This is a genomic window from Bradyrhizobium sp. 23AC, assembly GCF_054863025.1.
The window spans coordinates 145,192-169,786 of the sequence record NZ_JAVAYN010000001.1 but is presented as its reverse complement, the minus strand read 5'-3'; the positions used below and the strand labels follow the sequence as shown (position 1 = coordinate 169,786).

Annotated in this window: 21 protein-coding genes; 12 read left to right on the top strand and 9 right to left on the bottom strand. The window is 65.1% G+C overall.

From position 1 onward, the window contains the following. Nucleotides 1-193 precede the first annotated feature (193 nt). From RAD10_RS00780 to RAD10_RS00770, 3 genes are all read left to right on the top strand, one after another. The gene (locus tag RAD10_RS00780; RefSeq protein ID WP_461615935.1) at nt 194-2,314 is read left to right on the top strand and encodes a TRAP transporter permease; all 2,121 of its coding nucleotides are present in this window, start codon (nt 194-196) and stop codon (nt 2,312-2,314) included. After that, nucleotides 2,275-2,688, top strand: a complete 414-nt coding sequence (locus RAD10_RS00775; protein WP_461615934.1) for a DUF1850 domain-containing protein — start codon at nt 2,275-2,277, stop codon at nt 2,686-2,688. Before RAD10_RS00780 ends, RAD10_RS00775 begins: the two co-directional genes overlap by 40 nt. Before the next feature lie 95 nt (nt 2,689-2,783). After that, nucleotides 2,784-3,590, top strand: a complete 807-nt coding sequence (locus RAD10_RS00770) for an SDR family NAD(P)-dependent oxidoreductase (protein WP_104464937.1) — start codon at nt 2,784-2,786, stop codon at nt 3,588-3,590. A 201-nt stretch (nt 3,591-3,791) separates the two neighbouring features. Here the strand turns inward: RAD10_RS00770 and RAD10_RS00765 are convergent, their stop codons facing one another. Together RAD10_RS00765 and RAD10_RS00760 are read right to left on the bottom strand one after the other, a co-directional pair. Next, nucleotides 3,792-4,562 carry a hypothetical protein gene (locus tag RAD10_RS00765; protein ID WP_461615933.1) on the bottom strand — a complete coding sequence of 257 codons (771 nt, stop codon included), beginning with the start codon at nt 4,560-4,562 and terminating at the stop codon, nt 3,792-3,794. 212 nt (nt 4,563-4,774) lie between these two features. Continuing rightward, nucleotides 4,775-6,352 carry a cation:proton antiporter gene (locus RAD10_RS00760; RefSeq protein WP_461615932.1) on the bottom strand — a complete coding sequence of 526 codons (1,578 nt, stop codon included), beginning with the start codon at nt 6,350-6,352 and terminating at the stop codon, nt 4,775-4,777. A 104-nt stretch (nt 6,353-6,456) separates the two neighbouring features. Between RAD10_RS00760 and RAD10_RS00755 the strand changes: the two genes are divergently transcribed. The 5 genes from RAD10_RS00755 (at nt 6,457) to RAD10_RS00735 (ending at nt 12,459) form a co-directional block, all read left to right on the top strand. Then, a complete protein-coding gene (locus tag RAD10_RS00755; protein WP_461615931.1) occupies nt 6,457-7,224 on the top strand; it encodes a tetratricopeptide repeat protein in 768 nt (255 codons plus the stop codon). A 131-nt stretch (nt 7,225-7,355) separates the two neighbouring features. After that, nucleotides 7,356-8,741, top strand: a complete 1,386-nt coding sequence (locus RAD10_RS00750; protein ID WP_461615930.1) for a tetratricopeptide repeat protein — start codon at nt 7,356-7,358, stop codon at nt 8,739-8,741. A 375-nt stretch (nt 8,742-9,116) separates the two neighbouring features. Then, nucleotides 9,117-11,027 carry a propionyl-CoA synthetase gene (locus RAD10_RS00745; protein ID WP_461615929.1) on the top strand — a complete coding sequence of 637 codons (1,911 nt, stop codon included), beginning with the start codon at nt 9,117-9,119 and terminating at the stop codon, nt 11,025-11,027. 223 nt (nt 11,028-11,250) lie between these two features. After that, nucleotides 11,251-11,520 (top strand): hypothetical protein, encoded by a 270-nt coding sequence (locus tag RAD10_RS00740; protein ID WP_092254141.1) that lies wholly within the window; start codon nt 11,251-11,253, stop codon nt 11,518-11,520. 192 nt (nt 11,521-11,712) lie between these two features. Beyond that, a complete protein-coding gene (locus RAD10_RS00735) occupies nt 11,713-12,459 on the top strand; it encodes an OmpW/AlkL family protein (RefSeq protein WP_461615928.1) in 747 nt (248 codons plus the stop codon). Nucleotides 12,460-12,599: 140 nt separating this feature from the next. On the opposite strand, the gene RAD10_RS00730 is transcribed toward RAD10_RS00735, so the two are convergent. Then, nucleotides 12,600-13,295 (bottom strand): DUF1013 domain-containing protein, encoded by a 696-nt coding sequence (locus tag RAD10_RS00730; protein WP_026202531.1) that lies wholly within the window; start codon nt 13,293-13,295, stop codon nt 12,600-12,602. A 243-nt stretch (nt 13,296-13,538) separates the two neighbouring features. Here RAD10_RS00730 and ispH point away from each other — a divergent pair, with 243 nt between their 5' ends. Genes ispH through rnhA form a run of 3 tightly spaced genes read left to right on the top strand, consistent with a single transcriptional unit; the run spans nt 13,539 to nt 15,958 of the window. Beyond that, nucleotides 13,539-14,507, top strand: a complete 969-nt coding sequence (ispH, locus tag RAD10_RS00725; protein ID WP_461615927.1) for a 4-hydroxy-3-methylbut-2-enyl diphosphate reductase — start codon at nt 13,539-13,541, stop codon at nt 14,505-14,507. Between the two features lie 6 nt (nt 14,508-14,513). Then, nucleotides 14,514-15,497 (top strand): homoserine kinase, encoded by a 984-nt coding sequence (locus RAD10_RS00720; RefSeq protein WP_461615926.1) that lies wholly within the window; start codon nt 14,514-14,516, stop codon nt 15,495-15,497. Further along, complete coding sequence (gene rnhA, locus RAD10_RS00715; RefSeq protein WP_091955789.1) at nt 15,494-15,958, top strand: ribonuclease HI; 465 nt, start codon at nt 15,494-15,496, stop codon at nt 15,956-15,958. Before RAD10_RS00720 ends, rnhA begins: the two co-directional genes overlap by 4 nt. A 286-nt stretch (nt 15,959-16,244) precedes the next feature. Here the strand turns inward: rnhA and RAD10_RS00710 are convergent, their stop codons facing one another. The 6 genes from RAD10_RS00710 to RAD10_RS00685 form a co-directional block, all read right to left on the bottom strand. Next, nucleotides 16,245-16,730, bottom strand: a complete 486-nt coding sequence (locus RAD10_RS00710) for a peroxiredoxin (protein ID WP_091955791.1) — start codon at nt 16,728-16,730, stop codon at nt 16,245-16,247. A 108-nt stretch (nt 16,731-16,838) separates the two neighbouring features. Further along, nucleotides 16,839-17,393: a DUF924 family protein gene (locus RAD10_RS00705; RefSeq protein WP_461615925.1), complete on the bottom strand. Its 555-nt coding sequence runs from the start codon at nt 17,391-17,393 to the stop codon at nt 16,839-16,841. A gap of 15 nt (nt 17,394-17,408) precedes the next feature. Beyond that, the gene (locus RAD10_RS00700) at nt 17,409-19,094 is read right to left on the bottom strand and encodes a long-chain fatty acid--CoA ligase (RefSeq protein ID WP_091955795.1); all 1,686 of its coding nucleotides are present in this window, start codon (nt 19,092-19,094) and stop codon (nt 17,409-17,411) included. Nucleotides 19,095-19,283: 189 nt separating this feature from the next. After that, complete coding sequence (locus RAD10_RS00695) at nt 19,284-20,783, bottom strand: D-alanyl-D-alanine carboxypeptidase family protein (protein WP_461615924.1); 1,500 nt, start codon at nt 20,781-20,783, stop codon at nt 19,284-19,286. Between the two features lie 189 nt (nt 20,784-20,972). Continuing rightward, nucleotides 20,973-22,769, bottom strand: coding sequence for a glucan ABC transporter ATP-binding protein/ permease (locus RAD10_RS00690; protein WP_461615923.1), 1,797 nt, complete (start codon nt 22,767-22,769; stop codon nt 20,973-20,975). An 85-nt stretch (nt 22,770-22,854) separates the two neighbouring features. Further along, nucleotides 22,855-23,904, bottom strand: coding sequence for an ABC transporter substrate-binding protein (locus RAD10_RS00685; protein ID WP_461615922.1), 1,050 nt, complete (start codon nt 23,902-23,904; stop codon nt 22,855-22,857). A 228-nt stretch (nt 23,905-24,132) separates the two neighbouring features. Here RAD10_RS00685 and RAD10_RS00680 point away from each other — a divergent pair, with 228 nt between their 5' ends. After that, the gene (locus RAD10_RS00680; RefSeq protein WP_018321320.1) at nt 24,133-24,501 is read left to right on the top strand and encodes a hypothetical protein; all 369 of its coding nucleotides are present in this window, start codon (nt 24,133-24,135) and stop codon (nt 24,499-24,501) included. The last annotated feature ends 94 nt before the right edge of the window (nt 24,502-24,595 follow it).

Genomic DNA, 24,595 nt, shown 5'->3' with positions numbered 1-24,595 from the left:
GATGGTCCGAAGGACCAGACCCGGAATCTCGAGATTCCATGGTGCGCAATTGCGCACCATGGTTCGATGCTCCGCATCGCCCCGGAATGACGGTGGAGAGATTGTTCGCGAATGCCCGGGATCGTCCCGGGCATGACGTTTTTGGGGCCCTGTGCCAACGCTATTGGGCATGGACAGGCTGAGGACGAGATAGATGCTGGAAAAGGCAGAGGGCACGGCGACGGCGCCCAAGAAGGTCAAGGTCGAGTTCGACAATTTCGAGCACGGTTTCCCGGAAGGTTTCGGTCCGGGCTGGTGGGGACAGCTCGCCTACTGGATCGGCATCGCCTTCGCCACCTTCCAGCTCTATGTCGCCGCCTTCAACTATCTGCCGAGCCAGGTGGTGCGCGGCGTCCATGTCGGCTTCCTCGTCCTGCTCACCTTCGGCCTGATCGCCAATTTTACCGCGAAGAGCAATGCCGGCCGCGCGCTCGGCTGGGTGATCGGCGGCGCCGGCTTCCTGTGCGGGCTCTACCAGTGGATCTTCTATGCCGATTTGATCGCGCGCGACGGTGACCCGACGCGGCTTGATCTCGTCGTCGGCACGGTGCTGGCGGTGCTGATCTTCGAGGGCACGCGGCGCCTGATGGGCGCGGCGCTGCCGTTGATGTGCGGCGCGTGCCTCGTCTACTGGTTCTTCGGCCAGTATCTGCCGTCGCCGCTCAACCACCGCGGCTATGATTTCGACCAGATCATCACGCATCTGTCGTTCGGCACCGAAGGCTTCTACGGCGTGCCGATCTACGTGTCGGCGACCTACATCTTCCTGTTCATCCTGTTCGGCTCGTTCCTGGAGCGCGCCGGCATGATCCAGCTCTTCACCGACGTTTCGCTCGGCCTGTTCGGCCGCACCCGCGGGGGACCCGCGAAAGTCGCGGTGTTCGCCTCGGGCATGATGGGCACGATCTCCGGCTCGGGCGTCGCCAATGTCGTGACCGTCGGCCAGTTCACGATTGCCTTGATGATCCGGTTCGGCTATCGCCGCGCCTTCGCCGCCGGCGTCGAAGCCACGGCCTCGATGGGCGGGCAGATCATGCCGCCGGTGATGGGCGCGGTCGCCTTCATCATGGCCGAGACGCTCGGCGTGCAATATTCCGAGATCGTCAAGGCGGCGGCCATTCCCGCCATCCTCTATTTCGCGTCCGCCTTCTGGATGGTGCATCTGGAAGCCGGCAAGCACGGCCTCGTCGGCATGAAGCGCTCGGAAATCCCGAGCGCCTGGAGGGCGCTGGTGACGCGCTGGTACCTCGTGCTGCCGCTCGCCGCCCTCGTCTACATGCTGTTCGAGGGCTTTACGCCGCTCTATGCCGGCAGCATGGGTCTGGCGCTGACGGTGGCGCTGATCCTCGGCACGGCCATCACCACGGGCGCCTCCTCGAATGTGATCCGCACCATCTTCTGGATCGGCCTTGCGCTCGTCGTCGCCGCGCTCTCGCGTGACGGCCTCAAGATCGTGCCGGTCGCCTGCGTTGTCGTGGGGTTGATCGTGATCACCGCCTTCGTGCGCGGCGGCTTTGCGGCGTTGCGCGCCTGCCGCGATGCGCTGGCCGAGAGCGCCAAATCCGCCATCACCGTCGGCATGGCCTGCGCCATCGTCGGCGTCATCATCGGCATGATGTCGCAGACCGGCGTCGGCACCATCTTCGGCGGCTGGGTGATCGGTCTCGGCGAGAAGAGCCTGTTCCTGGCGCTGATCATGACCATGCTGCTGTCGATCCTGCTCGGCACCGGCATCCCGACCATCCCGACCTACATCATCACCGCCGCGCTCGCCGCGCCCGCGCTGGCCAAGCTAGGGGTGCCCTTGATCGCGAGCCACATGTTCGCGTTCTACTACGGCATCATGGCCGACCTCTCGCCGCCGGTGGCACTGGCGGCGCTCGCGGCGGCGCCGATCGCGAAGGAGAATCCGGACAAGATCGGCTGGGAGGCGATGCGCATCGCGCTCGCCGGCTACGTCATTCCGTTCATCTTTGTCTACTCGCCAGCCCTGATGCTCCAGGCCGGCGACCCCATGGCGGCCAAGCTCGGCTTCTACGGCGCGGTGGCGCTGGCGACCGTCAAGGCATTGGCGGCGATCGGCCTGTTCGGCATGGTGGCGATCGGCTTCCTGTTCACCCGGCTGACGCTGATCGAGCGTCTCGTCGCGCTCGGCGCCGCGTTCTGCCTGCTCGGCGATTTCCCGTTCAGCGACACTGCGGGCTTTCTGCTGACGGCGGCGATCGTGCTGTGGCAATGGCGCCAGCGCCCGCCTGTAACGGTCGAGGCGGCGTGAGCCTCTGCTTCGCAACGGCTTTCGGCGCGAAGGCGCTGGCGCTGTCCGCGTTCACGCTGGTCTGGACGCATTCGATCGCGAAAGTCGACTGGCAGGAGGATTGGCGCGTCACCCCCGCAGGCCTCGAACTGGTGCAGGCCCGCGTCAAGGGCACCGGCCCCGGCATGGAGCCGCCGCCCGAGGCGCGGCTGGTCGACGGCTGGTTTCAGTGGCAGCCCGCGCAGGCACCGATGCAAGAGGTCATGCTCGCCAATTCGGGCGCGGCGGGCGAATGGCGGCTGTGCCATGATGGACAATGCCAGGCGCTGTCGGAGATTGTCGGGCATCCCATTGGTGCTAACGTGACCACGATGAAGATTTGCGACGATCCGTAGCCCGGATGGAGCGCAACGCAATCCGGGACAGTGGCCCCGGATTACGCTTACGCTCCATCCGGGGTACAACAAGAATAACAACAAGGAGACACACGATGGATCGGCTCAAGGGCAAGGTTGCGATGGTGGTGGGCGCCGGCTCGATCGGACCCGGCTGGGGCAACGGCAAGGCGACCGCCGTGACCTTTGCGCGCGAGGGCGCGCAGGTGTTTTGCGTCGACCGCAACGGCGCCGCGGCCGAGGAGACTGCAAAGATCATCACGGGCGAAGGCGGCAAGGCGACGGCGTTCACGGCCGACGTGTCCCGGTCTGCCGAGATCGAGGCGATGGTGGCGGCGTGCCTGAAGGCCTATGGCCGCATCGACGTGCTCGACAACAATGTCGGCATCGCCGAGATGGGCAGCGTGGTCGAGGTGACCGAGGAAAGCTGGGACCGCGTCTTCAGCGTCAACCTCAAGAGCGCCTATTTCGCCATGAAGCACGTCATTCCAGTGATGGTGAAGCAGGGCGGCGGCTCGATCATCAACATCTCCTCGATCGCCTCGATCCGCCACATGGGCATTTCCTACGTCACCTATGGCACCTCGAAGGCGGCGATGAATCAGATGACGCGCACCACCGCGATCGAGTTCGCGCGCCACCATGTCCGCGTCAACGCGATCCTGCCCGGCCTGATGAAGACGCCGATGGTCGAACACTCTGCCGGCCTGGCCGCCAGCTACGCCAAGGGCGATGTCGAGGCGATGTGGCGCGCGCGCGATGCGCAGGTGCCGATGGGTCACATGGGCGATGCCTTCGACGTCGCCAACGCCGCGCTGTTTCTGGCGTCGGACGAGTCGAAATATGTAACCGGGATCGAGCTGGTGGTCGACGGCGGGATCACGTGCAAGGCGGGGGCGTAGCTCCAATCTCCGCTGTCGTCCCGGGGCGCGCAACGCGCGAACCCGGGACCCATAACCACGGGGTGGAGTTGTTTTGCTGAAATGGTAACCCCGAGTCTTCGCATAACCACTCCCTGTGGTTATGGGTCCCGGATCGGCGCTCCGCTCTAGACAACGCTTCGCGTTGCCTGGAGCTGCGCTTGTCCGGGACGACAGCGGAGGTTACTGCGCCAGCGCCAGAATTCCGCCGGCGAATGCGTGCCACGCCGCGCTCTCGCTGATCGGCCAGTTCAGGACCTTCACCGCCAGCAGCGCGAGCGTGCCATAGATGTAGACCGGATGCACGCGGCCTTCGGTGCGCCAGTCGCGCACCATGGCGACGACGAGCAGCAGCGATGCGACGACGGCAGGCGCAATCGTCACCGGCACCGGCGGCGGGCCGGGCGGTCCCGGAGGCGCCAGGAAGGTCAGGAACCAGCGCGCGATCGCGGCATCGAGGATCGAGACTGCGGCGAGTAGCATCAGGCGCTTGTGAATCTCGGGTCTGCGCGTGTTCATGATTGCGAGCACGAACACGATTGCGAAGAACGCAATCCCGCTCATCGGCACGATCGAGAAGCCGATGCCGGCCTCGCGCTGCCCGAGCGCGGCGGAATGCTGCATCACATGCACGGAGGCGAGGAAGCCGAAGATCGTCATCGCGGTGGCGAGCGACACGCCGGCGATGCCGAGCGAACGGTGATTGACCACGCGCCCCGAGGCCGCGAGCCAGGTCTGAAGCACGAAATAGACAGACCAGGTGAAGAACAAGAGTCCGTGAAAGTGAATCACGGGGCTCGCGGACAACGTCCGGTTGGCGAGCGGAACCCAATAGGTCGGTGCGAAGCCGAGAAACGCGGTGGCCGCGCAGGCCAGGGCCATATGCAGATAAAAATATCGCGCAGGCGACGCATCTCGCGCGCGTACACGACGGTCGTCGGTCAGGGTCGTCATCAGGAATGAGTCTGGGGAGGTGGGGTTTGGTTCAAACCCCGCTGTCGTCCCGGGGCGCGCGTAGCGCGAGCCCGAGACCCATAACCACAGGACGTGGTTCTGTCGTTGGCTGGCAACTCCGAGTCTTCGCCAAACATAATTTCGTGGTTATGGGTCCCGGATCGGCGCGCGCTTAGGGCGCGCTTGTCCGGGACGACAGCGAGATTGTTGCCTCATCCCCCCGCGCTCAATTCTGCGCGATCGAGCTCCTCTTCGAGCCGGTGGAAGGCATCGTCGCCGATCACCTCGGTGGCGCGGAGTTCGAAGATCGATTTGCGCGCGGCCGCGATGGCGCGGCGGCGCAGGGGATCGGCGGGCAGCTCGCCATTGGCGATGCCGCCGTGGGGATCGGTCCCGGCCTGCATCAGGATGGCGCGATATTCGAGCCGCAGGATCTCCGCCTCCTCCGACGGATCGCTCTCGATCGCATCGAGCGCGGCGCGATAGGCGACGGCGCGGGCGCGCGCGACCTCGGTGCCGACGGGGTCGTCGTCCCTAAGGCCGAACGCCAGGATCAGCGGCCGCAGCGTCAGGCCCTGGATCACCAGCGATCCCAGCACCACCGCAAAGGCGATGAAGACGATGAAGTCGCGATAGGGAAAGTTTTCCGGCAGAGCGAAAGCGGTGGCGAGCGTGACGAGGCCACGCATGCCGCACCAGGAGATGATGAGGCCGCCTTTGGGCGAGGCGACGGCCCTGGGGTCGTTCGGATGATAGATCCCCTGCGCGACCAGCACCCGCAAGGTCGTGCGATAGAACGTCACCCAGGCGAGGCGCACCAGGATCACCGTCAGCAGGATCCAGGCCGCGGCCACGCAATATTCCCAGCGCACGTCCGCATCCAGCCGCGTCCAGATCGGCCGCATCTGCATGCCGATCAGCATGAAGGCGAGCACGTTGAGCACGAACACCATCGTTTCCCACACCGCATAAGACGGCACCCGCAGCCGTGCCGGCATGCGCGCCCCCGCTGTGCGCGCCATGGTGATGGCGTAGACGACGATGGTGAGGATGCCGGAGAGGCCGAGATGCTCCGCGGCGATCCAGACCATGAAGGTGGTGGCGAACTGCACGATGATCGCGCTGGGTGCTTCCTTGACCCGTTCCAGGAGCAGCGGGATGATGTAGCCCGCGAGGAGGCCGGCGACGACGCTGCCGACCAGGGCCAGCGCCATCGTCGGCGCGACCTGGCTCCATGTCAGGTGCTCGGTGGCGACGGCACCGACCGCGATGCGGTAGATCAGAAGCGCGCTCGCGTCGTTGAGCAGGCTCTCGCCCTCCAGGACTTTCACCATGCGGTGGGGCAGCTTGACCTGGCTCAGGATCGCGACCGCAGCGGCCGCATCGGGCGGCGCGACGATGGCACCGAGCGCGACCGCGGCGGCCCACGGCATATCGGGCATCAGCCGGTGCGCGACGAAGGCGACGCCGGCCGTGGTTAGGCCGACCGCGGCGACGACCAGGGTCGAGACCGGAACCCAATTGTTGCGCAGATCGCGCAGCGAGGTGTCGAAGGCGGCATCGAGCAGCACCGGTGCGACAAAAAGCGCCAATGCCAGGTCCGGCTCCAGCGCCCAGGACGGACTGGACGGCACGAAGGCGATCAGCGCGCCGCCGATCGCCAGAAAGGTCGGGTAGGGGACCTTGATCCGCCGCGCCAGCGCCGATAAGGCAACGGCGCCGAGCAGAAGCGCGATGATCCATTCGAATGTCGACACGATGATCCCCGAAGCCGGTTTGAGCGGCGCCACAAGCTAGCACCAATCCGGCCGTATGATGGATAGTACGGCCCCGAGGCAAGACGTAAGGCAAGACTCAAGGCAAGACCGAAAGCAGACGTCCGACAGCAACGAGCATGCGTTTTCGAAAACTCATTCAATCGTCAGGTGCCGTATTGTTTGGGGCGCTGTCGCTCACTGCCGCCCAGGCTGCGACCGGCGGCGAGCCGGCCGCGGTGATACAGGTCGATGTCGCCTCATGCCTCGCGGCGACCGCGGCAGACGATGTGGACAAGGCTGCCACGGCCTGTGCCGCCGTGATCGACAATGAGAAGACGGCGAAGGGGGACCTGATCAAGGCGCTGATCGCGCGCGCGGCGCTCTATGCGCGGCACGACCAGGTCGACCGCGCCATCGCCGACGACAGCCGCGCGCTTTTGCTCGACCCTGGGATCGCCGACATCTGGAATGCGCGCGGCGAGCTCTGGCTGAAGAAGGGCGACAAGCCCAAGGCAGTGCAGGATTTCGGCGCGGCGCTCAAGATCGACCCGAACCACGAGAAGGCCAAGGCCAATCACAAGGCAATGGCGCGCGAGCTCGAGCGGATTGGCGCGCAGATGGCGGTCGCCGGCAAGCCCAGCTTCAATTGCAGGCGTGCGGCCCGGGCGGCGGTGGAGAAGGCGATCTGCGGCAACCGCGAGCTCGCCGATCTCGATCGCGAGATCTTTGCCTCCAATGCCCGGGTGATCCGGGAGGCGCGCAATCCGGCGGAAGCGAAGAACCTCCAGCGTGAGCAGGACGAGTTCATTGCCCGCCGCAATGCCGGTTACGGCCGGGCGGGGTATGACCTGAAGAAGGCGATGCAGGAGCGGCTGCAGCGACTGAATGGCGTGGACGGGTATTGACGATTCTTCGCCTCTCCCCGCAGGCGGGGCGAGTGAGTGATGCGCCGCGCGCCCCTAACTGTTCCCAAATTGAACCCATTTCTTCCCTGCCGCGACAATGGTGAGAACCCGACGTCACGGAGCACTCTGCCATGTGCGGCACACATCCTTCCGCGCAAGCGCTTTCGCTTGCCAAAATCTCGCTTCGCGCTTTTCTTCTCGGGGCGGCGATGAGCCTCGTCCTTGCAGCCCCCGCCTCGGCGGGCGCCGATTGCGTGATGGGCAGCAAGGCTGCTCCCGCGGAGCTGATCCCAGCCTGCACCGTCATCATCGACCAGAGCGCAAGTCCCGCGTCCGACCGCGCGGCGGCGCTGCTGGTTCGCGCCGACGCCAATGCCCGGACTTCGGGCGGCCTCACGCAAGCCCTGCGAGACATCGACCGCGCCATCGCAATCGACGGCAAGAATGCAAAGGCCTGGCGCCTGCGCGGCGACCTCTTGCGCGAGGCCGGCGGCGATCTCAACCGCGCGGCGGCGGATCTGAGCAAGGCGATCGAGCTCGATCCGCGGGATGCGGAGGCCTACGAGCTGCGCGGTGTCGTGTACACCACCCAGCGCAGGCTTGACCGTGCGCTCGCCGATTACGACCAGGCGATCAAGCTGAAGCCGGATGATGCACAGGCATGGTCCGACCGCGGCGTGAACTACTATCTCGGCGGCGACAACGAGAAGGCGATCAAGGATCTCAGCGAGGCGCTGCGGCTCGATCCCAACCGTCCGCGCACCTACACCAACCGCGGCGCGGCATACAAGAAGCTCGGCCAGCTCGACAAGGCGGTGGCCGACGACGGCGAGGCGATCAGGCTCGATCCGAAGGTGCCCGAATATTTTGACAATCGCGGGCTCACCTATGCCGCCATGAAAGAGTACGACAAGGCGATCGCCGATTACGACCAGGCGCTGCGCCTGGCGCCCCGGCCGAACTTCTTCACCAACCGCGGCGATTCCTACCAGTTCAAGGGTGAGTTCGGAGCGGCGCTCAGCGACTACGACGCTGCGCTGAAGCTCGATCCGAATTTCGCGCAGACCTACAACAACCGCGCCGTGCTCTACAAGAAGATGGGCGAGCGCAAGAAGGCGCTGGCCGATTACGAGACGGCGCTCAAGCTCGATCCCGGTAACGAGAATGCTGCCAACGGCCGCCGCAGCACGATCGCGGAGATCGCGAAATTCGGCGGTGAGCCGCCGCGGGCGCTGAATGCGGCGTCCGGCAATGGTCCGTCCTTCGAATGCGCGACGGCCAGGCGTGAGGTCGAGAAGGTGATCTGCGCCGATCCGCAGCTGGGCGTGCTCGACCGCCAGATCGCCGAGACCTACGAGCGCGTGCTGAAATCGGCGGGCAAGCGCTCGGCTGGCGAGCTGCGCAAGACCCAGCGCGATTTCCTTAGCCTCCGCAACGTCAGCTTCGGCCGGCCGGGCTATGATCTGAGGAAGGTCATGCAGGACCGGTTACAGAAGCTGAATGCGACGGAGAGCTGAAGGGGTGTTGAAGAAACCGAGGTAGAGCGGCTGGCTCGGTTACCTCTCCCGCTTGCGGGGGAGGTCGACGTGCTCGAAGAGCGCGGCGGGTGGGGGCTCTCTCCTCTCGGCGACTTCATCTGTATGTGTGAGTCTTGGACAACCCCGACGCGGTAATACCCCCACCCCAGCCCTCCCCCGCAAGCGGGAGAGGGAGCTAACTGCCGATGCCGCGCAAGCCTTCTCCAAAAGACCCATCCTTTTCAGCTTGAACCGCGGCCCGTTCCCGGGAAAATACCTCTCAAACAAAGTCCGACACTTGATCCGGGTCATGGCGGGGCGACCGTCCGGCCGCAAATTCAAGGTCAGGCTGATAAAGGTAACGGGAGCGCGGGAATGACCATCCAGGGCAAGAGCAGTTATCATGAGGTTCACGCGCGCTCGCTGGCCGACCCCGAAGGCTTTTGGGCCGAGGCGGCGAAAGAGATCGACTGGATCGAGCCGCCCAAATCGATCTTCGACCCCTCGCAGGGAACCTATGGCCGCTGGTTCACGGGGGGCGTCGTCAATACCTGCTACAACGCGCTCGACCGCCATGTCGAAGGCGGCCGCGCCGACCAGGTCGCGCTGATCCATGATTCGCCGCTCAGCGGCGGCGTCACCAAATTCACCTATGCCGAACTGCTGGACGAGGTGCAGGCGCTCGCCGCCATCATGCAGGATTTCGGCGTCGCCAAGGGCGATCGCGTCATCCTTTATATGCCGATGGTGCCGGAGGCCGTGGTCGCGATGCTCGCCTGTGCTCGGATCGGGGCGGTGCACTCGGTGGTGTTCGGCGGCTTTGCAGCGAAGGAGCTTGCGACCCGCATCGACGACGCGCAGCCGAAACTCATCCTCTCCGCAAGCTGCGGCATCGAACCCGGCCGCATCGTGCAGTACAAGCCGCTGCTCGACGAGGCGATCAGGCTTGCCGGCAGCAAGCCGAAGGCCTGCATCGTGCTGCAACGTCCGCAGCTCACTTGCGACCTGACCCCGGGGCGGGACTACGATTGGGCGAGCCTGCGCCGCAAGGCGATGAACGACGGCAAGAAGGCCGCATGCGCGCCTGTTGCCGCGACCGATCCGCTCTACATCCTCTACACCTCGGGAACGACTGGCATCCCGAAGGGCGTCGTGCGCGACAATGGCGGCCATCTCGTCGCGGTGAAATGGTCGATGTTCAACCTCTATGGCGTCAAGCCCGGCGAGGTGTGGTGGTGCGGCTCCGACATCGGCTGGGTGGTCGGCCACAGCTACATCGTCTACGGGCCGCTGCTGCACGGCGCGACGACGATCATGTATGAGGGCAAGCCGGTCGGCACGCCCGACGCCGGCGCGTTCTGGCGCGTGATCGCCGAGCACAAGGCGGTCGCGTTCTTCACCGCGCCGACCGCGTTCCGCGCGATCCGGAAAGACGATCCGGAAGGAAAGTTCATCCGGCAATACGACCTGTCGAAATTCCGCACCCTGTTCCTCGCCGGCGAGCGTGCCGATCCGCCGACGGTGGCATGGGCGGAGCAGCAGCTGAAGGTGCCGGTGATCGACCATTGGTGGCAGACCGAGACCGGCTGGTGCATCGCCGGCAATCCGGTCGGGCTTGGCATGCTGCCGGTGAAGCACGGCTCGCCGACGGTGCCGATGCCGGGCTATCAGGTCGACGTGGTGGACGAGGCGGCAAAGCCGGTCGGGCCCAACACCATGGGCTCGATCGTCATCAAGCTGCCGATGCCGCCGGGCTGTCTACCGACGCTGTGGAATCAGGATGCGCGCTTCAGGGAGGCTTATCTCAGCGAATTCCCCGGCTATTACAAAACCTCCGACGCCGGCTACAAGGACGAGGACGGCTATGTCTTCGTCATGGGCCGCACCGACGACATCATCAACGTCGCCGGCCATCGGCTCTCCACCGGCGGTATGGAGGAGATCCTGGCCTCGCATCCCGATGTTGCCGAATGTGCCGTGCTCGGCGTCAAGGACGCGATCAAGGGCGAGGTGCCGTGTGGCTTCCTGGTGCTCAAGGCCGGCGTGAAGCGTGCGCCCGCCGAGATCGAGAAGGAGATCGTCGCGCTGGTGCGCGACAAGCTCGGACCGGTCGCGGCCTTCAAGCTCGCGATCACCGTCGGCCGCCTGCCCAAGACGCGCTCCGGCAAGATTCTGCGCGGCACCATCAAGAAGATCGCCGACGGCGAGTCCTGGACCATGCCGGCGACGATCGAGGACCCCAAGACGCTCGACGAGATCGGGGAGGCGCTGAAGGGGCGGGTGTGAGGTTTGCTCTGGCGGTGATGCCGGTGAGACGCAGCGCTGCCGCATCACCTTCCGCTGTCATCGCCCGCGCAGGCGGGCGATCCAGTACTCCGCAGCAGCAGTTGTGACCCCATTCCCGCCGCGGCGTACTGGATGCCCCGCCTTCGCGGGGCATGACAGCGTGCCAGGGACTTACAATCTCCTCATTCCGCGCTAAACAGGACCGGCCAACAGGGGACCTCGTATGCCACTCGCCGCCGCGCCGCGCCTGCTTGCAGCCTTAGCTCTCGCCATCGCTCTCTCCGCCTGCTCCGCGCGCTACCAGACGCCGGTGGCGGTGGGCGGCGACGATGACGATGCGGTCTGCCTGAGCCGGGGCAATGCGCAGGGCTCGCCGGAATACGTGGCCTGCCGCAAGGATCGCGACGTTCAGCGCAACGCCGCCACCGCGCGTGCCGATCGCCGCCAGCGCGACCTCGGCGAATACATGCTGAACCATCCCGAGCGGCCCTGATGTGAGGTGCGGCATTATCCTGCCGCGCCGCGCACCCCGCATTCGTGACTTCCGTGACAGATCTGCAACGCCGTGGCCAAATCGTGGCGGCCTCTGGCTGAATTGATCGAAGTCAAATCCTTCGGCGCCCCCTTTCTGCTCTGACGCTCATGTCGCGCAACGACGCGCGAGTGAAGGCTGAAGGGGATTGAAATGCAGAGAACGACAAGAAACCTGGCGCGGCTTGCGACGGTTGGCGCGATGCTCGCGGGCACGTTTGCATCGGTGCAAGCTGCCGATTTGCCGGTTTACAAGAAGGCGCCGCCGCCGGTGGAGGCGTTCAATCCGTGGATGGTGCGTCTGCGCGTGCTCGGCGTGTTGCCGGATGCTGGCGGTTCAACCGTCAATGTCGCGGGCGTACCCTCGCTGTCCTCGCCGAATTCCGGCCTTTCGATCAGCGACCAGGTCGTCCCCGAGCTCGACATCAGCTACTTCTTCACCAAGAACATCGCGGCCGAGCTGATCCTCGGCGTGACCCGGCACTCGATCAGCGGCACCGGCTCGCTCGCCAACCTGCCGATCGGCAAGACCACGCTGCTGCCGCCGACGCTGACGCTGCAATATCACTTCGACCAGTTCGGCGCGTTCAAGCCGTATATCGGCGCCGGCGTGAACTACACCGTGTTCTTCAACAATTCCGCGGCCAATACGCCTGCCGCAATCGCCGGTCCGCCCGCGATCGTCGCCACCACCACCAATTTGCACGTCAGCAACGCCTGGGGCGGCGCCGTGCAGTTCGGCTTCGACTACATGATCGACCGGCACTGGGGTCTCAACGTCGACGTCAAGAAGCTCTGGCTGCGTCCGGATTACAGCGCCACCGTCTCTGGCCTGCCGGTCACCGGCACCGCGCATATCGATCCGTGGCTGGTCGGCGCGGGCGTGACGTACAAGTTCTGAGGGGCGTTGCTTGGAGACAAGCTGTGGCCGCAGCTCGCGTGTGACGACATGCGTCGCACTCACTCAGCCGTCCCCACAAACAAAAACGCGGCGGGTTTTCCCGCCGCGTTTGCATTCGATGGTGAATGAACGAGAGAGGACTACTCCTCCTCGTCTTCCTGCTTCTTGCCGCCGAGCGTCTTCAGCTTGGCGAACACGGCGTCGAGGTTGAGGTCGTCGCTCGATCGCTCGGCCGGCTCGAACTCGTCCTTCTTGGTGGTCTCGGACGCCGGCAGCAGGGTGGCGCCGCCATAGGCTGCGTCGATCGGCTTCTCCTTGGCGGCGCGCGCCACCTCGAAATCAAGCTCGATCTGCGAGCAGAGGCCGAGGGTGACGGGGTCGATCGGGGTCAGCTGGGAGGTGTTCCAGTGGGTTCGGTCCCGCACGCTCGCGATGGTGCTCTTGGTGGTGCCGACCAGGCGCATGATCTGGGCGTCCTTGAGCTCGGCATGGTTGCGCAGCAGCCAGAGGATGGCGCTCGGACGCTCGTGGCGGCGCGAGACCGGGGTGTAGCGCGGGCCCTTGCGCTTGGGCTGGGGCGGCAGCACCACCTTGCTCTCCTGGAGGCGGAGCCGATAATCCGGATTCCTCTCGCCCTTCTCGATCTCCTCGCGGGTCAGCTGGCCGTTGGAGAGGGGATCCATGCCCTTGATGCCCTGGGCAGCATCGCCGTCGGCGATCGCGCGCACCTCGAGGGGGTGCATCTTGGTGAAATCGGCGACCTGGTCGAAGGTCAGCGCGGTGTTGTCGAGCAGCCAGACGGCGGTCGCCTTGGGCATCAGCGGTGCGTTGCTCATGGCAAATCTCCTTTGTGCTTCGCCCACCCCTCTGGAGGCGAAACCGGTGGTCATCAGCGATGACTGGGAATTCGCGCTATATAAGCCCGGAGGGGGTAGCCACGCAATGGTTCTGCTATAGATAGTGCCTTGACAGCGCCCGAAAGGGGGCCCAATTCCCTGTAAGCCCGTACCCAAGCCCTATTCCATCCATCGACCGCTTCCCGCCCATTTGGCGAGGTGATTCGGTCCCGAGATCGCTCAATGTCAGCCAAACCAGACCTCAAGATCGTGCTTTGTTCTCCCCGTGGCTTCTGCGCCGGGGTGGTCCGGGCGATCGACACCGTGGAACGGGCGCTCGATAAGTACGGCGCCCCCGTCTATGTTCGCCATGAGATTGTGCACAACAAGTATGTCGTCGATGGGTTGAAGAAGAAGGGCGCCATCTTCGTCGAGGAGCTGGCCGAAATCCCGGAAAACACCACCGCGCCGGTGGTGTTCTCGGCCCACGGCGTGCCGAAGTCGGTTCCGGCCGATGCCCAGTCCCGCAATCTGTTCTCGCTGGATGCGACCTGCCCGCTGGTGACCAAGGTGCACCGCGAGGCCGCGATCCACTTCAAGCGCGGCCGCGAGATCTTCCTGATTGGCCACTCCCATCACCCCGAAGTGGTCGGCACGCTCGGCCAGCTTCCGACCGGCGCCGTGACCCTGATCGAGACCGCCGAGGATGCCAAGACCATCTCCCCGAAGGACCCCAACAACCTCGCCTTCGTGACCCAGACCACGCTGTCGATCGACGACACCGCGGAGATCGTGGCGCTGCTGAAGGAGCGCTTCCCGAACATCAACGGGCCGCACAAGGAAGACATCTGCTACGCCACCACCAACCGCCAGCTCGCGGTGAAGAAGGTGGCGCCGGTGGTCGACGCGCTCATCGTGGTCGGTGCTCCCAATTCATCGAACTCGCAGCGCCTGCGCGAGGTCGCCGAGCGCGAGGGCTGCGGGATTGCGGTGCTGGCGCAGCGTGCCACCGACCTCGACTGGGACAAGTTCGGCAACATCAAGAGCCTCGGCATCACCGCGGGCGCCTCCGCGCCGGAAGTGATCGTCGAGGAGATCATGGACGCCTTCGCCGAGCGCTACACGCTGCATGTGGAGACGGTCTCGGCCGCGGAGGAGAACGAGTTCTTCCCGCTGCCGCGTCAGGTGCGCCCCGAAGCCGCCGCCGAGTAGACCTTTATGGCGGTTTACACCGACGTTGCCGCCGAAGAGCTTGCGGATTTCCTGAAGCAATATGAGCTCGGCGAATTGCTCTCCTACAAGGGCATCGCCGAGGGCGTCGAGAACACCAACTTCCTGCTGCATACCAGCCAGGGCTCGTTCATCCTCACGCTCTACGAGAAGCGCGTGGCGAAGAACGATTTGCCGTTCTTCCTCGCCCTGATGACGCATCTGGCCGAGCACGGCATCAACTGCCCGCTGCCGGTGAAGGGAAGAGACGGCGAGGCGTTGCGCGAGCTGTCGGGGCGTCCCGCAGCGATCATCACCTTTCTCGAAGGCATGTGGCCGCGCAAGCCGAACGTGGCCCATTGCGCCGGCGTCGGTGCGGCGCTGGCGAAGATGCATCTGGCCGGTGCGAACTTTGCGGTTCGGCGCGCCAATGCGCTGTCGGTCGCGGGCTGGCGGCCGCTATTCGATGCGGCTTCGAACCGTGCCGACGCAGTGCAGCCGGGCCTGCGCGCCTTTCTCGCGACCGAGCTCGACTATCTCTCGAGCGGGATCTGGCCGGACGGTCTGCCGGAGGGCGTGATCCACGCCGACCTCTTCAACGACAACGTCTTCTTCCTCGGCGACCAACTCTCCGGGATCATCGACTTCACCTTCGCCTGCAACGACATGCTGGCCTATGACGTCGCGATCTGCCTCAACGCCTGGTGCTTCGAGCCGGATCATTCCTTCAACGTCACCAAGGCGCGCGCCTTCCTCAACGCCTATGGCCGCGTGCGAAAGCTCTCCGACGCCGAAGAGGCTGCGCTGCCGCTGCTGGCGCGTGGTGCCGCGATCCGCTTCCTGCTGACGCGGCTGGTGGATTGGCTCAACGTCCCCGAAGGCGCGCTGGTCAAGCCGAAGGACCCGCTGGAATATTTTCGCAAGCTGCGCTTTCACCAGAGCGTGACGAGCGTCCGCGATTACGGGCTGATGCCATCAGGATTGGTCGCGTGAGCGAGCGTCCCAATGTCACGATCTATACCGATGGCGCCTGCTCGGGAAATCCCGGGCCGGGCGGCTGGGGCGCGATCCTGAAGTTCGGCGACAAGGAAAAAGAGCTGAACGGCGGCGAGCGCCACACCACCAACAACCAGATGGAGCTGATGGCGGCGATCTCCGCGCTCGAGGCGCTGAAGAAGCCGTGCACGGTCGATCTCTACACCGACAGCCAATATGTCCGGCAGGGCATCACCGGCTGGATCCACGGCTGGAAGCGCAACGGCTGGCGCACCGCCGACAAGAAGCCGGTGAAGAATGTCGAGCTATGGCAGCGCCTGGATGCCGCGCTGAAGCAGCACGAGGTCCGCTGGCACTGGGTCAAGGGCCACGCCGGCCACCCCGAGAACGAGCGTGCCGATCAGCTCGCGCGCGACGGGATCGTGAAGGCGCGGTTGCAGCAGCGGCTGGCGGAGTAGGGGCGCTCTGCCGGCGCTCCGCTCTCAGGTTTCGTAGGGTGGGCAAAGCGAAGCGTGCCCACCGTTTTCTCTTGAAGGTAAAAGTGGTGGGCACGGCGCTAACGCGCCTTTGCCCACCCTACGGCAGTTTCGCCGCTGTCGGCGCTCCACTCTCAACTGTCATCGCCCGGCTTGACCGGGCGATCCAGTATCCCAGAGACGGTTGTGATTGAGCCGAGACGGCTCGGCGTACTGGATGCCCCGGTCAAGCCGGGGCATGACAGTATCTCTTGTCGCTAAGAGAAGCTCAGAGCTGCCCGAGCAGCGTATCGCCGCCGGAGACTTCGACCTTGCCGGGCATCGCCTCGAGGTTGAGCTTCTTGACCACACCGTCCTCGACCAGCATCGAATAGCGCTTGGAGCGGATGCCGAGGCCGTTGGCGGAGGCGTCCAGCTCCATGCCGATCGCCTTGGCGAATTCGGCATTGCCGTCGGCGAGGAAGATGGCCTCGTCGCGCTGGTCGGTGTCGCGCTTCCAGGCGTTCATGACGAAGGCGTCGTTGACGGACACGATGGCGATGCTGTCGACGCCCTTGTCCTTCATGGCATAGGCGTTGAGGAAGATGCTCGGCAGATGCATCTTGTGGCAGGTGCCGGTATAGGCGCCGGGCACCGCGAACAGCGCCACCTTCTTGCCCTTGAAGATATCGTCGGTGGTCTTCACCTGCGGGCCTTCCGCCGTCATCACGCGGAATTTCGCCTCGGGCAGCTTGTCGCCAGTCTGGATCGCCATTGTCGGTCTCCCTGAATATCGATCCCGCTTATTAGACCGTGCGGCGGGCCTGCACAATATTGCCGGCGGGCGAAGCGGTGGGGGTGGGGCCCCTTCACCGTGATGTCATCAACCGGCGAAGCCGCCCTTGTCGAGGAAGGCCTGCTCTTCCTCGGTGCTGTCGCGGCCGAGCAGCCGGTTGCGGTGGGGAAACCGGCCGAACCGCTGGATGATGTCGGCGTGCTCCCGGGCGTATTTCAGGTTTTCGGCATTCTCGGTGTTCTGAAACAAAGCGACGCAGTGCAGCTGGTCAGGAAGGTGCTCGGAATGCATGAGGGGCAGATAAAGGAATTCGAGCAGGACCGGATCGACCCTGGCATCGACACCGCGATCGATCGCCCGGCGGGCGACGTCGCGCGCCTGAGCATCGCTGGCAAAGGCCTGGGGCGTGCCGCGGAACATGTTGCGGGGGAATTGATCGAGCACGATGACCAGCGCGAGTGCGCCGTCATCGCTTGCCTCCCATGACGCGAGCTCGCCGGCGACCGCCTTCTGCCACAAAGCAAGGAAGCGGCGCCTGACCTCGGCATCGAAGGCGTCGTCGCGCTTGTACCAGCGCTCGCGGCCGGCCTCGCGCCAGAAGGCGAGAATGCCCGATGGCGCGATATCGCCAACCGCGGTCATGAACCGGCGACCCGCTTACGCCGCCTGAGCCTTTTTCTCGTCGCGCAGTTCGCGTCGCAGGATCTTGCCGACATTGGTCTTGGGCAGGTCGCTGCGGAATTCGATGTGCTTGGGCACCTTGTAGCCGGTGAGCTGCTCGTGACAGAATTTGATCACGGCCTCGGCGGTGAGGTTCTGATCCTTCTTCACCACGAAAGCCTTCACCGCTTCGCCCGACTTGGAATCGGGGATGCCGATCACGGCGCATTCGAGCACGCCCGGATGGCTCGCGATCACTTCCTCGATCTCGTTGGGATAGACGTTGAAGCCGGAGACCAGGATCATGTCCTTCTTGCGGTCGACGATCTTGGTATAGCCCTTCTCGTCCATGATGCCGATGTCGCCGGTGCGGAAATAGCCGTCCGCGGTCATCACCTTGGCGGTCTCCTCGGGCCTGTTCCAGTAGCCCGACATCACCTGCGGACCCTTGGCGCAGATCTCGCCCGCCTGGCCGAGCGGCACCTCGTTGCCGTCGTCGTCGCGGATCGAGATGTAGGTCGATGGCACGGGAATGCCGATCGTCCCGGTGAACTCGGTTGCCGTTGCCGGATTGCAGGTCAGCGTCGGCGAAGTCTCCGACAGGCCGTAACCCTCGGCGATGAAGCAGCCGGTGATCGCCTTCCATTGATCGGCCACGGGGCGTTGCACCGCCATGCCGCCGCCGTTGGAGATCTTCAGCTTGGAGAAGTCGAGCTTCTTGAAATCAGGGTGGTGCATCAGGCCGTTGTAGAGCGTGTTCACGGCCGGGAAGCTGTTGACCTGGTATTTCGCCAGCTCCTTGACGAAGCCGGCGATGTCGCGCGGGTTGGGGATCAGGAGATTGCAGCCACCGGCGCGCACCGCGAGCAGGTAGCAGGCCGTCAGCGCGAAGATGTGATAGAGCGGCAGCGCGCAGACGATCATGAGCTGGTCGACATGCGGCGGCGCGGCGAGCGCCGGCTGGAGCCAGGCGTCGTTCTGCAGGACGTTGGCCACGATGTTGCGGTGGAGCAGGGTGGCGCCCTTGGAGACGCCGGTGGTGCCGCCGGTATATTGCAGGAAGGCGACGTCGCCCGGCGAGAGTTTTGGCTTGTTGAAGGTCATGCCGCGGCCGGCCGACACCGCATCGTTGAAAGAGACCGAGCCCGGCAGCGACCATGCCGGTACCATCTTCTTGACGCGGCGGACGACGAGATTGACGATCACGCCCTTGAAGCCGAGCAGATCGCCCATGCTGCCGACGATCACGTGCTTCACCTGCGTCTTGGCGATCACCTGCTCGACGGTGTGAGCGAAATTCTCCAGCACGATGATGGCTTCGGCGCCGGAATCCTTGAGCTGGTGCTCGAGCTCACGTGGGGTGTAGAGCGGATTGACGTTGACCACCGCGAAACCGGCGCGCAGCGCGGCAGCCGTCGCGATCGGATATTGCAGCACGTTCGGCATCATGATGGCGATGCGGGCGCCGCGCTGCAGCCCGCGGCCCTGCAAATAGGCGGCGAGCGCGACCGACATCTGGTCGAGGTCGCGATAGCTGATGGACTTGTCCATGCAGATGAACGCCTTGCGGTCGGCGAACTTGGTGAAGCTCTCTTCAAGAAGGTCGACCAGCGATGCGTATTGGGTCGGCTCGATATCGGCGGGCACGCCGGGCGGATATTGCTTGAGCCAGATGCGCTCCATGGAAAACTCCCCTCATCTACCAGAGCCCGCTGTGTCTCGGGCTTGCCTCATTGCTGCCAGTATCGAGCCTGCCGGAACGGGTGGCAAGTCGTCGAGGCTTAAGACATAGGTCAGGAAGTGGCTACTGGAATCGTCGCGTAACCGCGCTGCCGCAGGTGCGAAGCGCGGGGGGCCCGGCTCGGCGCGCCGTTAACTGTTGTTGGCCGGCTTGGCGGCGGGCTTGGTCGCGGCCTTGGGCTTGGCGGGCTTCTGATCGCTGCTAGCCGCGGGCTTCTCGGCGGGTTTTGCCGCCGCGTCGTGCTTGGCGGCAGCATGCTTGGGCGCCGCCGGCTTCGTCGCAGTCTTGCCGTCGCTCTTATCGTTGCTCTTATCGTTTTTCTTGGCCTCAGCCGGCTTGGCGACAGGCTTCACGGCCGCCGTCTTGGTGTCCTTGGCGGGGTCCTTGCCCGCGTCTTTCGGCTTGTCGGCCGCGTCAGGCTTCTTGGCCACGCGCGACTTCTTGCCACGCGGCTTGGACGCCGTCTGCTGGTCGGCATCGGCCGCGACCGCCGCGATCAGGGCGGTGCCGGTGCGGGTTGGGCCGGTATAGACCAGCACGGGCTCGGTCGCCGCCGGAGCTGAGGCCATCAGCTCGGAGGCCTTCATCAGGGGCGGCTGGAGGCCGGCGGTGAAGAAGGTCACCTGGGCTTCGCCGCCGGTGGCCGAGGCCGATCCGGACGTCGCGCCATTGGCCGCGATCAGTGCATCGTCGTCGTCGCTGGCCGGCCGCTTGCGATGGCCGCCGCACATCTCGTCGCGCAGGTTCGGCGGCGAGGCGTCGACCGGCACGAGGTTATCGACCGTGCCGAGCGAGGGGCGCAGCCACGTCAGATTGTCCTGGCCGAAGCCGCGCTCCAGCAGCTGCGCCGCCTTCACCGCGCGCGCAGTGCCGGAATTGGCACCGAGCACCACCGCGATCAGCCGGCGGCCGTTGCGCGTGGCCGAGGCGACGAGGTTGTAGCCGGAGGCACAGATGAAGCCGGTCTTGAAACCGTCGGCGCCAGGATAGCGGCCGATCAGCTTGTTGAAATTGCCGGTGGTGCGCTTGCCGAAGCGGATCGCCGGGATGTGCACGAAGTATTCGTATTCCGGCAGGTCGCGCAGGAACGAGCGTGCGAGGATGCCGAGGTCGCGCGCCGACGTGATCTGGCCGTCGGCGGGCAGGCCGTTCGGATTGACGTAGCTGGTCTGCGTCATGCCGAGTCTCTTCGCGGTGTCGTTCATCATCGCGGAAAAACCGTCGATCGAACCGCCGATGCCTTCGGCGAGCACCACGGCCATGTCGTTCGCCGACTTGACCATCATCATCTTCAACGCGTTGTCGACGGTGAGCTGCGTTCCCGGACGGAACCCCATCTTCGAGGGCGACTGCGAGGCCGCCGTCGGCGATACCGTGAGCAGCGTGTCGAGCGTCAGCCTGCCGTCCTTGACTGCCCTCAACGTCACATAGGCTGTCATGATCTTGGTGACGGAGGCCGGATACCAGGGAATGGTCGCGTTGTCGGCCTGCAACACCTTACCGCTGTCGGCCTCGATCAGCAGCAGCGCTTCGGCGCTCGCCGCGCGCGGCGCAAGCAGCGCGGCACATGCGAGCGTCGCAGCGAACAGGTTGAACAGGGATTTGCGAAGCAGCGGGCGTAGGGCGTGCACTATCCGATTCCGGTCCTTGGAGACCCGCCTGATACGGGCGGTGCTCGTGATCTGATCGTCGGTTCTGAAATCCAGCGCCGCCGCTTGCGGCGCCGCAAACCTATACCGGCTGGTGCGTCGAGAACAGGGGCATGAGCTGGGTATTCCGCAATGAAATAGGCCGAATTTCGACGATCCTGTGGGGACTTGCTACGGGGATTTGGCAGCAGTCGCAGCAGCCTCTGCGGCTGTCACACTGGCCCGTGTGGTCTCGTGAACCATGAACTGGGCCCTGGCGAGCTCGGCGAAATGGCCGCTCTTGGCCACGAGTTCATCGAAAGTTCCACTTTCGATCACCCGTCCGTTCTCGAACACCAGGATCCGCGTGGCGTTGCGGATGGTGGAGAGGCGGTGGGCGATCACGAAGGTGGTGCGGCCCTTCATCACTTCGTCGAGAGCGGCATTCACCTTGGCTTCGGTGACGGCATCGAGCGCGGAGGTGGCCTCGTCCAGGATCAGGATCGGCGGGTCCTTCAACAGCGCGCGGGCGATCGACAGCCGCTGCCGCTCGCCGCCGGACAGCATGCGGCCGCGCTCGCCGGCATTGGTCTCGAAGCCGCCGCTGCGCTCGATGAAATCGAGCGCCTGCGCCCGCTCGGCCGCCTTGCGCATTTCGGCCTCGGTCGCGTCCGGCTTGCCGACGCGCAGATTCTCCGCGATCGAGCGGTTGAACAGCAGCGCCTCCTGGAACACGACGCCGATATTCCGCCGCAGCGAGGTCAGCGTGACGCCGCGCACGTCCATGCCGTCGATCTTGATGAAACCCGACTGCGGGTCGAAGGCGCGATGCAACAGCGCGATCGCGGTGGATTTGCCGGCACCGGTCGGGCCGACCAGCGCGATGGTCTGGCCGGGCAGTGCGGTGAAGGTGAGGTCCTCGATCGCCGGCCGCTTGCCGTCATAGGAAAAGGTGACGTCGTTGAACTCGACGAGGCCCGACAGCCTGCCGGCGTCGATTGCGTCGAGCCGGTCGTGCACCGCGGGCACGGCGTCGAGCACATTGAAGAACTCGCGCAGGCGGGGCGCTTCCATGAACACGTTGTTGATGAAGCTCACCACCTGCTCGAGCTTCTGGATCAGCAGCGTCGCAAAGCTCACGAACATCACGATCTCGCCGACCGAGGTGAGCCCCTGGTCGTGCAGCGCGATGCCGAGCGCGAAGATCGCGAGCACGGTGATGGTGGTGGAGGCGCGCGTGATGACGGTGACGAGCGCCCACCACGACAGCACCGGCATCTGCGCGGCCAGCAACTCGTCGGCGACGGAGCGCAGCCCCTTCACCTCGGATTCGACGCGCACGAAGCTCTGAACCAGCGCGACATTGCCGAGCGCATCGGAGGCGCGCGCGGACAGCTCGCTATATTGCTCCTCGACCGCCATCTGCATGCCGAAGGTCTTGCGCACCACGAAGGTCGTCAGTGCGGTGAAGACGATGCAGAGCACGAACAGCAGGATCGCGAGCCGCCAGTTCAGGTAGAGCGACAGCGGCAGCAGCACCACGACCGAGAGGATCGCGGCAAAGTGCTCACGGAAGAAGCCGAGCCACAGCCGCCACAAGGCGTCGGTGCCGTTGAGCATCACCTTCATCAGCCGGCCCGAATGGGTTCCGGAGTGGAAGGTCAGCGGCAATTGCAGGATGTGCTCGAAATAATCGGTCAGCACCGCTTGGCGCTGGCGGTGCGAGAGCCGGTCGGCCTGCAAGGCCACGAGCGCGCTGCAGAGAATGGTGAAGAGCCCGAACGCGACCCAGGCTACCAGGAACGGCCAGGCCGAGCTCGACCCGGCCACCGTCTTGCCCGACAGCACGTCGACGATCCGCCCGAACAGCACGGGCTCGGCGAATTGCGAGCCCGCGAGCAGGAGATTGGCGACCGCGAGCAGCCAGCCCAGCCGCGCCTCCTTGCCGAGCAGTTCGAGAACACGTGTGTAGAGACGGAGGATGGGCATGCGGGCAACGAACTCGAGCGGGTAACGGAGCCCGTATTTTAAGCAGGGATCGCGCGGGAGATATAGCGGAAGCTGTCAGTTTTGCTCAGTTGATCAGCCGCCCCGCGATCGGCGGCAGGAACCGGTCGTCGAAGATGTCGCCCGCCGTGGGCCGCTTGCGGAATTTGAAATCCTGCGCGATCTGGTCGATCGAGCGCTCCAGGCGCGCCGGCTCGACGCCGCCGAGGCCGTTGCGCTTGACCTCGTCGGTCAGGATGTTGTCGACGAGGACGGTGCGCAGGCGCTCCAGCTCCAGGTCGCGGTCGCCGTCGTCGATGCGGCCAGCGGCCTCGTCCGCCGCACGTGCCGGCTCCTTGATGGTCGCATTGATGCCGGCGATCAAGGCGCGGACGAAGCCCTTCACGGCGTCCGGCTTCGCCGCGGCGAAGGCGGGATTGACCACCACGGCGAAGCCATAGGCCTCGCAGCCATAGTCGGCATAACGCAGCACGACGAGATCGGCTCCGGGCACGCCGCGGTCGCGCAGGTTCACCGCGGAGAGATAGTTGAAGCCTGCGACGGCATCGACCTGCCCTGCGGACAGGATCGGCTCGCGGACCGCGGCGCCGATCTTGTGGAATCTGACGCGCGATGCCTTGATGCCGTTCTGCTGCGCCAGCGCCGGCCACAGCCGCATCGACAGATCGCCGTCGGCAACGCCGACGGTCTTGCCGTCGAGATCAGGCAAGAGATGGATGCCGCGGCTCCTGCGTGCGACGATCGCGTAGGGCGCGCGGTTGAACAGCACGAACACCGCCTTGACCGGCGCCGAGTCCTCCCTGTCGCGAAGGCGGATCAGCTCGTTGATGTCGACCAGCGCAAGCTCGCTGTCGCCCTTGGCGACGCGTGCGAGCGCCTCCGGCGATCCGGCTGCGCTGTTGAAGGACACGTTGAGACGTTCGGCGCCGAACCTGCCGTCCTTCGCCGCAAGGAAGAACGGCGCCATGCTCGCGTCCAACGGACGGTCGAAGGTGAAGTGAATCGCAATGGACGGCGCAGCGGTCTCGGCCGCACTGACATCGCGTGCAACGAGCGTTGCAAGCGAGATCGAGAGGGCCAGCAGCCAACGGAGGGCGGTCGTCTTGAATCCTGACATCGATTGCGCCGGTTCCGCATTGTTATGGTTTCGTGACGCTTTGCGGCGCCGGCTGCGACCAGTCTCTCCGCGCCAACATGAACGGCAGATGAGCGGCGGTTGCGGCACGATTACGCAACCCCGTTCAGCTTGTGTTGGGGTTGGGGAACCCAACTTAGGCTGTGCGGGTTTGAAAGGCATGAGCCTGTCCGCAGGCGTCCATTCCAGGTCCCAAGGAGGGCCCAAGACATGTTCGAGCGATTCTCCAAGTTTGCGGGCCGAAAGGCCGTTCTTGCCACCGCCGCGGTGCTGGCGCTGACTGCGCTTGCCCCGACCGCGTCCTATGCAGGTGGCCGTCATTGGCATGGTGGTGGAGGCGGCGCGGCCGCAGCTGCGGCTTTCGCGGCCATCGGCACCGGTCTTGCCATCGCCGCGACCCGTGACTCCTATGCCTATGACTACGGTCCGGGCTATGGCTATTACGGCGGTCCCGCCTATTACAGCGGCCCTGCCTACGGGCCCTATTATGGTCCAGGCCCGAACTTCCAATATCAGCGCTACGGCGGCACCGCTCCGTCCGAGTTCTGCGGCCAAGGTTACTACCAGAACTGCTACTAGCTCTGGCAGATGGAGTTGACCATGACAGGCCGTCGCGCTTGCCGCGCCGGCCTGTTTTCTGCTTTTATTGCCGCGCGTTAACACGCTCGCCATT

What these genes read in the sequence shown, in the direction of transcription:
- RAD10_RS00780 (WP_461615935.1), top strand. Translation starts at nt 194, where the DNA reads ATGCTGGAAAAGGCAGAGGGCACGGCGACGGCGCCCAAGAAGGTCAAG.
- RAD10_RS00775 (WP_461615934.1), top strand. Translation starts at nt 2,275, where the DNA reads ATGGCGCCAGCGCCCGCCTGTAACGGTCGAGGCGGCGTGAGCCTCTGC.
- RAD10_RS00770 (WP_104464937.1), top strand. Translation starts at nt 2,784, where the DNA reads ATGGATCGGCTCAAGGGCAAGGTTGCGATGGTGGTGGGCGCCGGCTCG.
- RAD10_RS00765 (WP_461615933.1), bottom strand. Translation starts at nt 4,562, where the DNA reads ATGACGACCCTGACCGACGACCGTCGTGTACGCGCGCGAGATGCGTCG.
- RAD10_RS00755 (WP_461615931.1), top strand. Translation starts at nt 6,457, where the DNA reads ATGCGTTTTCGAAAACTCATTCAATCGTCAGGTGCCGTATTGTTTGGG.
- RAD10_RS00750 (WP_461615930.1), top strand. Translation starts at nt 7,356, where the DNA reads ATGTGCGGCACACATCCTTCCGCGCAAGCGCTTTCGCTTGCCAAAATC.
- RAD10_RS00745 (WP_461615929.1), top strand. Translation starts at nt 9,117, where the DNA reads ATGACCATCCAGGGCAAGAGCAGTTATCATGAGGTTCACGCGCGCTCG.
- RAD10_RS00740 (WP_092254141.1), top strand. Translation starts at nt 11,251, where the DNA reads ATGCCACTCGCCGCCGCGCCGCGCCTGCTTGCAGCCTTAGCTCTCGCC.
- RAD10_RS00735 (WP_461615928.1), top strand. Translation starts at nt 11,713, where the DNA reads ATGCAGAGAACGACAAGAAACCTGGCGCGGCTTGCGACGGTTGGCGCG.
- RAD10_RS00730 (WP_026202531.1), bottom strand. Translation starts at nt 13,295, where the DNA reads ATGAGCAACGCACCGCTGATGCCCAAGGCGACCGCCGTCTGGCTGCTC.
- ispH (WP_461615927.1), top strand. Translation starts at nt 13,539, where the DNA reads ATGTCAGCCAAACCAGACCTCAAGATCGTGCTTTGTTCTCCCCGTGGC.
- RAD10_RS00720 (WP_461615926.1), top strand. Translation starts at nt 14,514, where the DNA reads ATGGCGGTTTACACCGACGTTGCCGCCGAAGAGCTTGCGGATTTCCTG.
- RAD10_RS00710 (WP_091955791.1), bottom strand. Translation starts at nt 16,730, where the DNA reads ATGGCGATCCAGACTGGCGACAAGCTGCCCGAGGCGAAATTCCGCGTG.
- RAD10_RS00705 (WP_461615925.1), bottom strand. Translation starts at nt 17,393, where the DNA reads ATGACCGCGGTTGGCGATATCGCGCCATCGGGCATTCTCGCCTTCTGG.
- RAD10_RS00700 (WP_091955795.1), bottom strand. Translation starts at nt 19,094, where the DNA reads ATGGAGCGCATCTGGCTCAAGCAATATCCGCCCGGCGTGCCCGCCGAT.
- RAD10_RS00690 (WP_461615923.1), bottom strand. Translation starts at nt 22,769, where the DNA reads ATGCCCATCCTCCGTCTCTACACACGTGTTCTCGAACTGCTCGGCAAG.
- RAD10_RS00685 (WP_461615922.1), bottom strand. Translation starts at nt 23,904, where the DNA reads ATGTCAGGATTCAAGACGACCGCCCTCCGTTGGCTGCTGGCCCTCTCG.
- RAD10_RS00680 (WP_018321320.1), top strand. Translation starts at nt 24,133, where the DNA reads ATGTTCGAGCGATTCTCCAAGTTTGCGGGCCGAAAGGCCGTTCTTGCC.